This window comes from Pseudomonas sp. PDM25, from assembly GCF_019219045.1.
GTDB lineage: Bacteria > Pseudomonadota > Gammaproteobacteria > Pseudomonadales > Pseudomonadaceae > Aquipseudomonas.
The window spans coordinates 145587-158432 of record NZ_JAHUWL010000001.1 but is presented as its reverse complement, the minus strand read 5'-3'; the positions used below and the strand labels follow the sequence as shown (position 1 = coordinate 158432).

At 60.6% G+C, this 12846-nt stretch carries 13 protein-coding genes; 6 read left to right on the top strand and 7 right to left on the bottom strand.

What is annotated here, in order from left to right:
• The first annotated feature begins 118 nt into the window (after window positions 1–118).
• From KW848_RS00600 to KW848_RS00580, 5 genes are all read left to right on the top strand, one after another.
• A complete protein-coding gene (locus KW848_RS00600; protein WP_218534695.1) occupies window positions 119–967 on the top strand; it encodes a polysaccharide deacetylase in 849 nt (282 codons plus the stop codon).
• On the top strand, window positions 960–1847 hold the full coding sequence (locus tag KW848_RS00595; RefSeq protein ID WP_218534694.1) for a polysaccharide deacetylase: 888 nt from the start codon (window positions 960–962) through the stop codon (window positions 1845–1847). The genes KW848_RS00600 and KW848_RS00595 overlap by 8 nt, the downstream gene beginning before the upstream one ends.
• Window positions 1844–3193, top strand: a complete 1350-nt coding sequence (locus KW848_RS00590) for an MmgE/PrpD family protein (protein WP_218534693.1) — start codon at window positions 1844–1846, stop codon at window positions 3191–3193. The genes KW848_RS00595 and KW848_RS00590 overlap by 4 nt, the downstream gene beginning before the upstream one ends.
• A gap of 177 nt (window positions 3194–3370) precedes the next feature.
• Window positions 3371–4549 carry an MFS transporter gene (locus tag KW848_RS00585; protein WP_218534692.1) on the top strand — a complete coding sequence of 393 codons (1179 nt, stop codon included), beginning with the start codon at window positions 3371–3373 and terminating at the stop codon, window positions 4547–4549.
• A gap of 160 nt (window positions 4550–4709) precedes the next feature.
• Window positions 4710–5405, top strand: coding sequence for an HPP family protein (locus tag KW848_RS00580; protein ID WP_218534691.1), 696 nt, complete (start codon window positions 4710–4712; stop codon window positions 5403–5405).
• Between the two features lie 132 nt (window positions 5406–5537).
• Here the strand turns inward: KW848_RS00580 and astA are convergent, their stop codons facing one another.
• The 7 genes from astA to KW848_RS00545 form a co-directional block, all read right to left on the bottom strand.
• Complete coding sequence (gene astA, locus KW848_RS00575) at window positions 5538–6572, bottom strand: arginine N-succinyltransferase (protein WP_008155285.1); 1035 nt, start codon at window positions 6570–6572, stop codon at window positions 5538–5540.
• Window positions 6569–7507, bottom strand: a complete 939-nt coding sequence (gene ctlX / locus KW848_RS00570; protein WP_008155283.1) for a citrulline utilization hydrolase CtlX — start codon at window positions 7505–7507, stop codon at window positions 6569–6571. The genes astA and ctlX overlap by 4 nt, the downstream gene beginning before the upstream one ends.
• 184 nt (window positions 7508–7691) lie before the next feature.
• Window positions 7692–8171 carry an Lrp/AsnC family transcriptional regulator gene (locus tag KW848_RS00565; RefSeq protein WP_007974731.1) on the bottom strand — a complete coding sequence of 160 codons (480 nt, stop codon included), beginning with the start codon at window positions 8169–8171 and terminating at the stop codon, window positions 7692–7694.
• A gap of 12 nt (window positions 8172–8183) precedes the next feature.
• Window positions 8184–8945, bottom strand: coding sequence for an ABC transporter ATP-binding protein (locus KW848_RS00560; RefSeq protein WP_074876725.1), 762 nt, complete (start codon window positions 8943–8945; stop codon window positions 8184–8186).
• 56 nt (window positions 8946–9001) lie between these two features.
• A complete protein-coding gene (locus KW848_RS00555; protein WP_218534690.1) occupies window positions 9002–9712 on the bottom strand; it encodes an ABC transporter permease in 711 nt (236 codons plus the stop codon).
• Complete coding sequence (locus KW848_RS00550) at window positions 9709–10434, bottom strand: ABC transporter permease (protein ID WP_111451609.1); 726 nt, start codon at window positions 10432–10434, stop codon at window positions 9709–9711. Before KW848_RS00550 ends, KW848_RS00555 begins: the two co-directional genes overlap by 4 nt.
• A 75-nt stretch (window positions 10435–10509) precedes the next feature.
• Complete coding sequence (locus KW848_RS00545; RefSeq protein ID WP_111451608.1) at window positions 10510–11289, bottom strand: transporter substrate-binding domain-containing protein; 780 nt, start codon at window positions 11287–11289, stop codon at window positions 10510–10512.
• Window positions 11290–11737: 448 nt separating this feature from the next.
• Here KW848_RS00545 and KW848_RS00540 point away from each other — a divergent pair, with 448 nt between their 5' ends.
• Window positions 11738–12844 carry an enoyl-CoA hydratase/isomerase family protein gene (locus tag KW848_RS00540; RefSeq protein WP_218534689.1) on the top strand — a complete coding sequence of 369 codons (1107 nt, stop codon included), beginning with the start codon at window positions 11738–11740 and terminating at the stop codon, window positions 12842–12844.
• Window positions 12845–12846: the final 2 nt, after the last annotated feature.

Sequence of the window (12846 nt, the reverse complement as noted above, 5' to 3'; positions counted from 1 at the left end):
TGCTCGCGAATGCGGTGTGTCATTCGACATATTCATTGACTGATACGGCCCCTTCGCGAGCAAGCCCGCTCCCACAGGGTTTTGTGTTTTACCTATGGAATTATGGAGTGCCACACCCATGTCCTCCTCACCCCAACCCACCTGGCCCGACCAGCACACAGCCTGCCTCGCCCTGGCCTTCGACCTCGACGGCCCGACCGGCGATGCCATGCTCAACGGCTCGATCTGGCGCAAGCCCGAGTACTTCGGTTTCGGTGGTTACGGCCCTTACCGCGCCCTGCCCCGCATCCTCGATGTGCTCGATGAGTACCAAATCCCGACGACGTTCTTCGTCCCGGCCTGGGTCGTGGAGAACTGGCCGAAACAGTGCCAGGCGATTGTCGAGCGCGGGCATGAAGTGGCCTACCACGGCTACAAACACGAATCCTTTTACGCCCTGACGCTGGAACAGCAAAAGTACGTGATGAACAAATCCCGCGAGGTGTTCTGGAAGCACTTGAACATCCGCGCCGAAGGGTTTCGCACTCCGTCCGGCGACTGGCGGGCCGAAACCCCGGCGATGCTGGTGGACGCCGGCGTGACCTACTCCAGCAGCATGCGCGGTGATGACCGGCCGTACCTGGTAAAAGTGCCGGGGCACGAAACACCGCTGGTGGAAATCCCCGGCCGCTGGGAAATGGACGACTACGCCTCCCTCGCCTACACCCGCGCGCCGGACTTTCCTTCCGGGCTGGACCGCACCGCCAGCTACGCGCTGACCCTCGATAACTGGTGCCGCGAATACGACGGTGCGATGAACGAAGGGTTGTGCCTGACCACCCTGTTCCACCCCAAGATCACCGGCAAACCAGGACGCATCCTGCTGCTGGAAAAACTCTTCGAACACATGCGCCAGCGCGATGACGTGTGGTTCGCCACGTGCCGCGATGTCGCCCAGTGGTGGCTGAAGGAACATCACCATGGCTGATTCCACTGTCTGGCCCAAAGGCTACCGCTGCGCCGTGGTACTGACCGTCGATTACAACGACGTCCACGGCATCCTGACCCAGGCCCCGGAAGTCGCCGGGCGCGACAAGACGCTGTCGGTCTGGCGCTATGGCACCCAACGCGGCGTCGACCGTTTGCTCGGTTTGTTCGACGAACAGGAGGTCTCCAGCAGCTGGTTTATTCCCGGTATCGTCGCCGAGGAAAACCCCGGGCACATTCGGGCAATCCAGGCCGGTGGACATGAGATCGCCTGCGCCGGTTATCGCCATCAGCACTACGACAACCTGAGCCTCGCCCAGCAAAGCGCCGAGATTGCCAAAGGCTGTGAGGCGTTGAGCGCGCTGACTGGCCAGCGCCCGACGGGGTTTCGCATCCCGGCCGGCAACGGTGCGCCGGGCTTCATCGAAGCATTGAAGGATCACGGCATACGCTGGTCATCGTCGTGGCGCGGTGATGATTTGCCATTCGCTCATCCGACGGCACCCGACGTCATCGAGTTGCCGTTGCACTACGAACTGGAAGACGAACCCTACTTCGCTTTCAACCTGAGCCCGGCCGTGCCGCCGGCGCAATCGCGGATCGCTTCTTACAGCCACACCCTGGGCAACCTGCAAATGGACTTCGCCGGGTTTCACCGGTTTGGCTTGTGTTATGTGCTACGGCTGCACCCGGAGATCATTGCTACGCCCGGACGGATTGGCGTGTTGCGCGAGTTGCTGGAGGGGATTCAACAGCACGATGACGTGTGGATTGCCACGGGTGCCGACGTCGCTCAATGGTGGGCTGAATCGGCGCTGCCGGTGACCGAGGACCATCCGGCGGCCGTGTATGAGCGGCATTATCGGGATTACCTTTCATGAGTGAACGGATGCAGCGACTGGCGCAGTTCTGCGTCGACAGCCGATTCGAAGACTTGCCGCCCGCACTGGTGGCCCAAGCCAAGCGGCACATACTCGACACCTTCGGCGCGACCCTGGCCGGGGCTGGCAGTGATGTCGCGAAGCAGGCACGGCAGGTCTTCGACGGAGAAACCGGGAGCACGCTGATCTGGGGCACCGATCAGCGCACCGGCGCGGCTCAGGCCGCCATGCTCAATGGTGTCGCCGCCCATGCCCTGGAACTGGACGACACCGGCGGCTGCGACCATTCCGGCGCGGTGGTGCTGCCGGCAGTCATGGCGGCGGTGTCGATGTCTGGACAACCGGTGAATGGCCGGGAGTTGATCACCGCTGTGGTAATCGGCTACGAAATCGGCCGTCGGGTGCTCGAAGCCTGCGGCAGCTACTCAGCCCACAACGGCGCCGGCTGGCACTCCACCGCCACCTGCGGCGTGTTCGCTGCGGCGGCGGCCAGTGCGCGAATTCTCGGACTGGATATCGGGCAAACCGTCTCGGCGCTGGGCATTGCCGGCAGTTTCAGTGGGGGGTTATGGGCGTTTATTCACGACGGCTCGCAAAGTAAAAAACTTCACAGTGGTCGTGCCGCCGAGGGTGGGTTGCTGGCGGCGCGATTTGCCCAACGAGGCATCAGCGGGCCGACCCGATTATTCGATGATGTCTGGGGCGGATTTCTCAAGACTTTGGCAAGTGAGACTGCACAACCTGACGCGCTGGATGCCGACCTGGGCGTCGTGTGGAAACTCGCTCGCTGTTCGATCAAACCCTACGCCGCGTGCCGCGGAACGCATTCAGCCATTGATGCGCTGGGGCTGTTGCTGGATCAACTGCAGGTCAGCGCGGATCAAGTCGAGGATGTCCGGGTGTCGTTGTGCGGGTTTCTGCAGGACATGTGCGGCGGACGCGATGTCAGCACGCTGGCGGCGGCGCAGATGAGCCTGCCGTATGCCCTCGCGGCCCGGCTGGTGCAGGGTCATTGCCGGTTGGAGGCGTATGACGATGAACAACGGGGCGATCCAAGGATTGCTCACTGGATGTCGCGCATCCGCCTTGAAGTGGACCCGCAACTGTCAGAGGATGGCGAGCCCGTCGTCAGCGTGCGGACCGTGGACGGTCGGCAGGCGAGCCTGTGTGTCGACCCGCCACTGGGTGCGCCGGGCAATCCGTTGAGTGATGCGGCGCTGGAGGAGAAGTTTTTCAGCCTGGCGGTGCGGGTGATGGCGCGGGGGCAAGCGGCAGAACTGCTCGGGCAGTTGTGGCGGTTGGATGAGCTGGAATCGGTTCGTTCGCTGGATCGGTGGCTGACTTGAACATTGCGTTGCCTGATCCGGCCTCTTCGCGAGCAAGCCCGCTCCCACAGTTGATCTTCAGTGAACACAAAATTGGTGATCACTGAAGATCAACTGTGGGAGCGGGCTTGCTCGCGAATGGCAGCGACTGGGTGTTACGACGAACACTAAAATCTAAATAAGGATATTTGCACCACCGTGGCCACTTACTCACTCGTTATCCGCCGGTTGATGATCGTTTCGCTGACCATCGTCGTCAGCCGCGCCATCACCAGCCCGCTGCTGACGCTGTTCCTGAGCAACAAACTCGGCCTCAACCAACAGGATGTCGGCTTGCTGCTGGGCATCGCGGTGTTCATCGCCACCCTGCTCGCGCTCTACGGCGGTTACATCATCGACCGTCTCGAAAAGCGCCGCCTACTGATTCTGGCGATGCTCTCCAGCGCCATCGGCTTCGTGCTGCTGACCTTCGCCGACAACCTCTACCTGACCACCGCCACCCTGGTGATCACCGAAACCGCCTCGGCGCTGTTCCTGATCGGTTCGAAGGCGATCCTCAGCGAAAACCTGCCCATAGGCCAGCGCGCCAAGGCGTTTTCCCTGCGCTACACCTTGACCAACATCGGCTACGCCACCGGCCCGATGCTGGGCGTGGTGATTGCCGGGGTGTATCCGATTGCACCGTTCCTGATTGCCGGCGGCATCGCGTTCTTCAGTATTTTCCTGATGATCGGGATACCGAAGGACCCCGCCCAGACACCCGCAATCGGCCAGCCCCAGAGTTTTCTCAAGACCCTGGTCACCCTGAAGAACGACCGCACGCTGATCATGTTCACCTGCGGCTGCCTGCTCAGTACCGTGGTTCATGGCCGTTTCACCCTGTACCTGTCGCAATACCTGCTGGTGACCCACGACTCCAAACGGGCACTGGAAACCATGGCCGCCCTGCTCGCCTGCAATGCGATCAGCGTGATCCTGCTGCAATACCAGATCGGCCGTTTCCTCAAACGCGAACAATTGCGTTACTGGATCGCGGGCGGTACCAGCCTGTTCATTGTCGGATTGATCGGTTTCAGCCTGGCCGACAGCCTGGTGAGCTGGTGCGTGGCCATGTTCATCTTCACCCTCGGTGAAATGATCATTTACCCCGCCGAATTCCTCTTCGTCGACACCCTGGCCCCGGAAGAACTGCGCGGTAGTTATTACGGCGCGCAAAACCTCGCGGCCCTGGGCGGTGCCTTGAGCCCGGTGATTTGCGGTTTCCTGCTGATGCACACCCCGGCGCCCACGATGTTTTATGCCCTGAGCGCGCTGACCGCCATGGGCGGTTTCCTGTGTTTCATGAGCGGTCGCCGGGTGGCATTACAGCAAAATTAATGCACTAAAACTGCATTAATATGAATTTGTCAGCATCAGGAATGAACGGCACACTGTGCCCGTTCCTCCCCCAATAGTTGGAACAACTTCAAGGGCTTTCTGGGTATCCCAGCTAAGCCTTTTTTTTGCCTCGGTTTTTTTTCAACGGATCGTCTGCCTCATGTTTGCTCGCTGGTTTCCCGCCGCCATCAACACCCGCCCCTCCGAATGGAGCCGCGCCGCGATCGGCATGTCGTTGGGCACGATGTTCAGCGTCTGGCTCTGCAGCCAGGTATTCGGCATGCCAGTGGCGCAGCACCTGATCGGTCCGCTGGGTGCATCGGCCGTGCTGCTGTTCGCCGTGTCCTCCGGCGCCCTCGCCCAGCCCTGGTCGATTCTCGGCGGCTACCTCAGCGCCGGGGTGGTTGCGCTGCTGGTCGCTCACGTGCTCGGGCGAACCCTTGGCAGCGCTTGCCTGGCGGCGGGCATGGCGCTGATTCTGATGTGCTGGCTGCGTTGCCTGCATCCACCGGCCGGGGCCTTGGCGTTGCTGTTGGTATTGGCAGACCCGGCGACCATTGCCCTCGACTGGAAAGCCCTCGGCCCGGTGATGCTCAGCGGATCGACCATGTTGCTCAGCGCCCTGGCCTACAACAACCTGACGCGCATTCGTTACCCAAAACGTCCCGCTGAACCGGCACCGATGATGCCCGTCCCCGACAGCCAGGCGATCACCGCCCAGGACATGAAACTGGCCCTGGCGGACATGGAAGCCTTCTTCGACGTCACCCCGGAAGACCTTGAACAGTTGATCCATGCCAGTGAGCTGCATGCCAGGCGCCGCAGCATTGCTGAGGTACTCAGCAGTAGAACCTGAAGAAACACAGATCCCCTGTGGGAGCGGGCTTGCTCGCGAAAGCGGTGTGTCATCCAACATCAATGTTGATTGGCAGGGCCCCTTCGCGAGCAAGCCCGCTCCCACAGGTTCAGCGCCAACCCAAAAATCTGTTTAGGCCGCTGATTGTTGCCGTGCAGGCACTGCCAGACTCACCGCGCGCACCGATGAACCGGCACTCAACCCCAAACTCTTCGCAGTTGCTGCATCGACTATCAACGTCCCGGCAGCCACCCGTGCCGGTGCCGCGGTAATCCGGCACTCGGCAAATTGACGGTTATGAATCAGGTAAGTCGCCGCCTGCTCACCCGGTGTGCCAATGCTCAGTTGCAGCACCTGACTGTCGCGCACTGCGCGGATATCCCCGGTGGCGCATTCAATCAGCGGGCCACCGTCAAAGATGTCGATGTAATCGCGGTGTTCGAATCCTTCAGCCTTGAGCATGCCCAGCGCCGGTTCGGTGTTGGGGTGAACCCGACCGATGACGGTTCTTGCTGCTTCAGGCAACAGGCAGGTGGGCAACGGAAACTTGGGCATCAGCTCGGCGATGAACGTCTTGTTACCCAGCCCGGTCAGATAGTCGGCATCGGCAAAGTCCATCTTGAAGAAGTGCCGTCCCAGGCCTTCCCAGAACGGTGAAACGCCCTCCGCGTCCGAGTAACCGCGCATCTCGGCGATGACCTTCTCCCCGAAGTGCTGACGAAACTCCGCCAGAAACAGGAACCGCGCCTTGGACAGCAAGCGCCCGTTCAGGCCGCTGCGGTGGTCGGCATGCAGGAACAGCGAACACAGCTCTGAGTGACCGGTCATGTCGTTACCGAGGAACAACGTCGGCAGCTGCTGATTGATCCCGAGGTTTTTCGAGGCCGCGACAAACAGGCCCAGTCGATAGTTGTACCAAGGCTCGCGCAGGCCGACGGCACCGGCCAGTGCGCAAATGCCGATGGCTTCATGCTGGTCATTCTCGAGCACAAACAGGTAATCGGCATCGGCACGCTCGGCTTCGCCGGCGAAGGTTTTCGCCGCCCATTCCAGACGCTGACGCAAACGCCCCGCGTCGGCCGGCAAGGTGGTCAAACCGGTTCCGGCGCTATGGGCCAGGGCTAACAGTGCCGGCAGGTCTGCCGGTGTGGCTGGACGAACGATCATCGCATTTGCTCCTGGGTAGCCAGATGTTTGGACAGAAAGACCTCGGCCAGCATGCAGCGCGCACTGCCGCCGCCGATGCGCTCGATGGTGTCGATGTTCACGGGGAGTGGCGTGGTGTGGGTTTCGATCAGGCGACGCTGCGCGGCATCCAGCGATTGCCAGGCCGTGCGCGACATCACCAGCAAGGGTTCGCCCGCAGCGTTGTGGACTTCCAGCATGTTGCCGGCGAAAGATTCCAGCTGCGCCCAGTTCAAGGCAATCACCTGCTTGCCGCTGTCCTCCAGGCGTTTACGCAGGGCCAGGCGTTCGGCCGGGTGCGTGACCGAGGCCAGGCACGCCACGGCCAGGCGCGTGCCGACACTCATCATCACGTTGGTGTGGTAAATCGCGACGCCCTGGCGGTCCACCGCATTGAAGGCGCACAGCTCGTAACCCAAATGACTGACCACCTGGTCCAGGGCACGGGCATGGGTGCGGGTGGAGTAACCGGCGTAGCAAATCCGCTGCTGACGATCCAGCACCATGCTGCCGGTGCCTTCGAGGAACACTTCCTGCTGTTCGAGGCTGGAAAGGTCCAGCAACTGTTCCACCCGGTACTCGTCCCGCAGCCAGTCGAGCACGCCTTTGTCCCGTTCCAGGCGCCGGTTATGGCCCTGCATCGGGTACAGCACCAAGGTGCCGTCGGGATGGCTGCTCCACCAGTTGTTGGGGAAGATCGAATCCGGGGTATGCGGCGCTTCGCGGTCGTTGTGCACCATGACCTCGACACCGTGGTGACGCAGCGCGGCAACGTAGCCATCGAACTCTTGCAGGGCCTTGAGCTGCACGTCTTCGCTGACGGCGGCCGGCTGCTGGAAACGGTTGTTCGCCGCCGTGTCCTGATTGAAGGAGAAACGTGTCGGGCGAATCATCAAAACGGTATTGGTGGTTTGCATGGGCACAGATTCAATGAGGGTTAAGAGGTACTCATTGTCTGTTTCGCAGGCTGGAAAACCCGGTTGATAAATGGCTGTGGCGTGATGGAAACGGCTGAAAAACGTGTGTGGCCCAGCCGATTCGGCGGAGCTGAACACAAAAAAAATCGCAGCCCGGAGCTGCGATTTTTTTGTTCTGCCAAACCTATTCCATCGTGGTCTTGACCATCGCCAATTCCGGATGGCTGACCAACTTGTCGATGTGCAAATCCGGGTCATCGAACCAGACTTCGGTCAGCACCCGATAGTGCTCCATGTCCCGGCAACGCATGCGCAAGCTGTAGTCGAACGCACCGCTGATCAACCGACATTCCAGTACCTGCGGGCAGGCGCGGACCTTGGCTTCGAACGCCTTTTGCGCCGCCCGCCCACTCTGGTTGGACAATGCAACCAGCACCAGCAACGACAAGCCTGGCGTCAGTTTCTTTTCATCGAGAATCGCGCCATACCCACGAATGACCCCGAGCTGTTCGAGTTTGCGCACCCGTTCCAGGCACGGCCTGGGCGTCAGGTGCACGCGCTCGGAAAGCTTTTGATAAGTGATGCGCCCTTCGTGGCGCAGCACTTCGATGATTGCCTGATCGATACGATCAAGCACGATCGACAGATCGCGGATATCCGCCATGTACGTCTTGCCTCACTTCAAACGACCCGATAGAAATTGCTGCAAACGTTCACTTTTGGGCTGGTCGAGGATCGTAGCGTCACCCTGCTCCTCGACCTTGCCCTGATGCAAGAACAACACCTGGCTGGAAACCTGCCGGGCAAACCCCATCTCGTGGGTCACCATCAACATGGTACGGCCTTCTTCGGCCAGCGCCTGAATGACCTTCAGCACCTCACCCACCAATTCCGGATCGAGTGCCGAAGTCGGCTCGTCGAACAACAGAATCTCCGGTTCCACCGCCAGGGCACGCGCGATCGCCACCCGCTGTTGCTGCCCACCGGACAGAAACGCCGGGTATTGATCGGCCACTCGTTGCGCCAGACCGACCTTGTCCAGATAGGCCCGCGCACTCTCTTCGGCGGCCTTGCGGCTGATCCCCAGCACCCGACACGGCGCCAGCACGATGTTCTCCAGCACCGTCAGATGGCTCCACAGATTGAAATGCTGGAACACCATCGCCAGGCGCGTGCGCAAACGCTGCAATTGCGCCGGATGAGCGACACGCATGCCACCGGCACCCGGGCGCGTGATGACGCGCTCGCCGTCCAGTTCAATGGCGCCTTCGTCCGCGCGCTCCAGAAAGTTGATGCAGCGCAGCATCGTGCTTTTACCCGAACCGCTGGCGCCGATCATGCTCACCACATCGCCTGCCCGTGCATTCAACGAGACGCCCTTGAGCACTTCGTTGTCACCAAAACGTTTATACAGATTTTCAACCGTGAGTTTGTACATGTCAGCACTCCTGGAGCGGCGCGCCTGGCGGCACCGCTCTGGACAGAAAATGGGATTCAGTGAGTCGGGCCGAGAAAACTCAGCCAGCGCTTCTCTGCCAGGCGGAAGGCTCCGACCAGGCCGAACGACAGCGCGAGGTACAGCAGGCCGGCAATGCCGAAGGCCTGGAAGGTCATGAAGGTCGCGGCATTGGCGTCCCGGGCGATTTTGAGGATGTCCGGAATGGTGGCGGTGAACGCCACGGAAGTCGCGTGCAACATCAGGATCACCTCGTTGCTGTAATACGGCAGTGCCCGGCGCAATGCCGAAGGCAGAATCAGCCGCAGGTACAGGCGCCAGCCACTTAATCCATACGCGTGCGCGGCCTCGATTTCACCGTAGGGAATGCTGCGAATCGCCCCGGCGAAGATTTCCACGGTGTAGGCGCAAGTGTTGAGCGTGAACGCGAGCAAGGTGCAATTCATCGCATCGCGGAAAAATGCTTCGAGCAGCGGTTGCGAGCGCACCACCGCGATGCCGTAGATCCCGCTGTAGCAAATCAGCAACTGGATATACAGCGGCGTACCGCGAAACACATAAGTGAACAGCTGAACCGGCCAGCGCAACAGGCCCCAGCGCGAGGTGCGCATGATCGCCAATGGCAGCGACAGGAAGAACCCCATCACAATGCTCGTCACCAGCAGCCACAAGGTCATGGCCAACCCGGTGAGGCTGTAGCCGTCGCTGAACAGAAAGGGTTTCCAGTATTCGGCAATCAACTCGATCATCGTGCCATCCCCCGCACACCCTGGTTATAGCGCCGTTCCAACACGCGCAAAACGTAGTTCGAAGCGCTGGTGATCAGCAAATACAGCGCCGCTGCCAGCAGCAGGAAATCGAGCATATTGAAGGTGCTTTTACCCGCTTCCTGCGCGACTTTGACCAGGTCCGACAAACCGATGATCGACACCAGCGCCGTAGCCTTGAGCAGCACCAACCAGTTATTGCCCAGGCTCGGCAAAGCGAAACGCATCATCTGCGGGAACACCACAAAGCGGAATCGCTGCCAGCGGTTCAGACCAAAGCACGCGGCGGCCTCCTGCTGGCCGCGCGGCACGCTCAGAATCGCCCCGCGAAAGGTCTCGGTGAAATACGCGCCGTAGATAAACCCAAGGGTGATGACGCCGGCCACGAACGGATCGATTTCCATGTAGGGCCAGTCCATCGCCTCGGTCAGGCTGCTCAGCCAGCCTTGCAGGCTGTAGAAAATCAACAGCATCAGCACCAGGTCCGGCACACCGCGGATCAGCGTCGTGTAGAAGGTCGCCGGCAGGTTCAACAGTTTTAGCGGCGACAGTTTCGCCGCTGCGCCGAGCAGGCCCAGCGCCATGCTCACCAGCAGCGAGAGCGCTGACAATTTCAGCGTGACCCAGGTGCCGTGCAGCAACAAAGGGCCATAGCCTTGCAGGGCCGAGAGATCGACCCCGATCAGATTCAGGAAGAAGTTCACGTCAATCACCTGTCTTGAGGCGCCCGCGCTCAAGCGCTGCGCCTGTTACCAGACGCAGCCTTCGGGGCGCGAGGATCAGTAGTTGTAGAGGTCCAGATCGCCGAAGTGTTTCTGCTGGATCTGTGCGTAGATACCCTTGTCATGCAGGGCCTTGATGGCGGTATTGAGCATGCCTTTGAGTTCTTCGTTGTCCTTGCGCACGCCGATGGCGATGTCGGACGGTACCAACGGGTCGCTGATGCCTTCACTGTTCTTGAAGTCAGCGCCTTGCGGTGAGGTCAAAAAGCTCATTTGCGCCTGCATCTTGTCCTGGATCGAGGCGTCGAGACGGCCAAATACCAGGTCGGCGTAAACCTGATCCTGATTCTGATAGGCCCGCAGTTTCACGCCGCCGGGTGCCAGTTTGGCCTTGGCATAGGTTTCCTGAATCGTGCCCTGCATGTAACCGATGGTCTTGCCCTGCAGCGACTCAGCGGTAGGCAACAGCCCGGAATCCTTGCGAGTGACGATGGCGGTCGGCCCGGCATACAGGCGATCGGTGAAGTCGATCTGTTTCTTGCGCGCATCGGTCACGGTCATCGACGATTCGATGGCATCGAACTTGCCCGCCTTGAGCGCCGGAATCAGCCCGTCGAAGTCATTGCTGACCCACACGCATTTCACCTTCAGTTCGGCGCAGATCGCGTTGCCCAAATCCACGCCAAAACCCTGCACGCCGCCATCGGCGGTGGTGGACTCAAAAGGCGGGTAGCTCGGGTTGACGCCGAATCGCAGCTCTTTCCATTCCTTGGCACTGGCGCCGGTGGTGCAGCACAGCAATGCGAGTACCGACAAGCTCAGCCATCTAGTCTTCATCTTCTTGAATCCCGATTTGTTTGGAATTATCGCGGCCAGGCTAACCAGGCCACCTTTATGGGCAGGAACAGAGAGTCGATGCGGCTAACACCGCAACAGCGTTCTTATTGTTTTGCACGGTGGGCCGCACTCAGCGGCACCCGGCCTGAAACCCTCGACACAGACGGCTTCAAACCCGAGGCCAGAATGCCAACAGATGAGCGGGTGCAGGTGTCGTACGGGCCGGTGCAGACACCCGGAATGCGCTGATAAGGCTGTTTTGACAGCCGAATCTGTCGTGAGCCCGGCCCGCGGCCGTTTTCGCAAAGGAATTCCACACCGGCATTACAAAAATGCAGGCAAGACCTGCACATATGCCGGTTGTACATCACAAATTTGCACTGTTACGATCCAGCATCGCTCGCGCGCGAGCTTCTCTATAAAGAACAATAAAAGCAGGGAGTTAGTGATGACTGCTCAGGTTTCATCGAAGTGGACTTCGTCCATGGATGCCATGCAAAACGACGTGCTGGCCGAGGTCCGCAACCACATCGGTCACCTGACCCTCAATCGCCCCGCCGGGCTCAACGCCATTACCCTGGACATGGTGCGCAACCTGCAGCGTCAGCTCGACGCCTGGGCTCTGGATCCGCACGTACACGCGGTGGTGTTGCGCGGTGCTGGCGAGAAGGCTTTCTGTGCCGGCGGTGATATTCGCTCGCTGTACGACAGCTTCAAGAACGGCGACACGCTGCACGAAGATTTCTTCGTCGAGGAATACGCCCTCGACCTCGCGATTCACCATTACCGCAAACCTGTACTCGCCTTGATGGACGGTTTTGTCCTGGGTGGCGGCATGGGCCTGGTGCAAGGTGCTGACTTGCGGGTGGTCACCGAGAAAAGCCGTCTGGCGATGCCGGAAGTGGCGATCGGTTATTTCCCGGATGTCGGTGGCAGCCATTTCCTGCCGCGCGTTCCCGGTGAACTGGGGATTTACCTCGGCGTCAGCGGCGTGCAGATCCGTGCGGCCGATGCGCTCTATTGCGGCCTGGCCGACTGGTACCTGGAGAGCGACAAACTGGGCACCCTCGACGAGCGACTCGATCAGCTCGAATGGCACGAAACGCCGTTGAAGGACCTTCAAGGTCTGCTGGCGAAACTTGCGGTGCAACAGCTACCCGACGCGCCATTGAGCGCGTTGCGCCCGGCCATCGATCACTTCTTCGCCCTGCCCGATGTGCCGAGTATTGTTGAGCAACTGCGTGAAGTAACGGTCGCCGACAGCCACGAATGGGCCACGACCACCGCCGACCTGCTGGAAAGCCGTTCACCGCAGGCCATGGGCGTGACCCTGGAAATGCTCCGTCGTGGTCGGCACTTGAGTCTGGAAGACTGCTTCGCCCTTGAGCTGCACCTGGACCGTCAGTGGTTCGAGCGCGGCGACCTGATCGAAGGCGTGCGCGCCTTGCTGATCGACAAAGACAAGAAACCGCGCTGGAACCCGCCGACCTTGCAGGCGCTGGACGCCGAGCACGTCGCGAGTTTCTTCACCGGTTTTGACCAAAGCGGGAGCTGAGC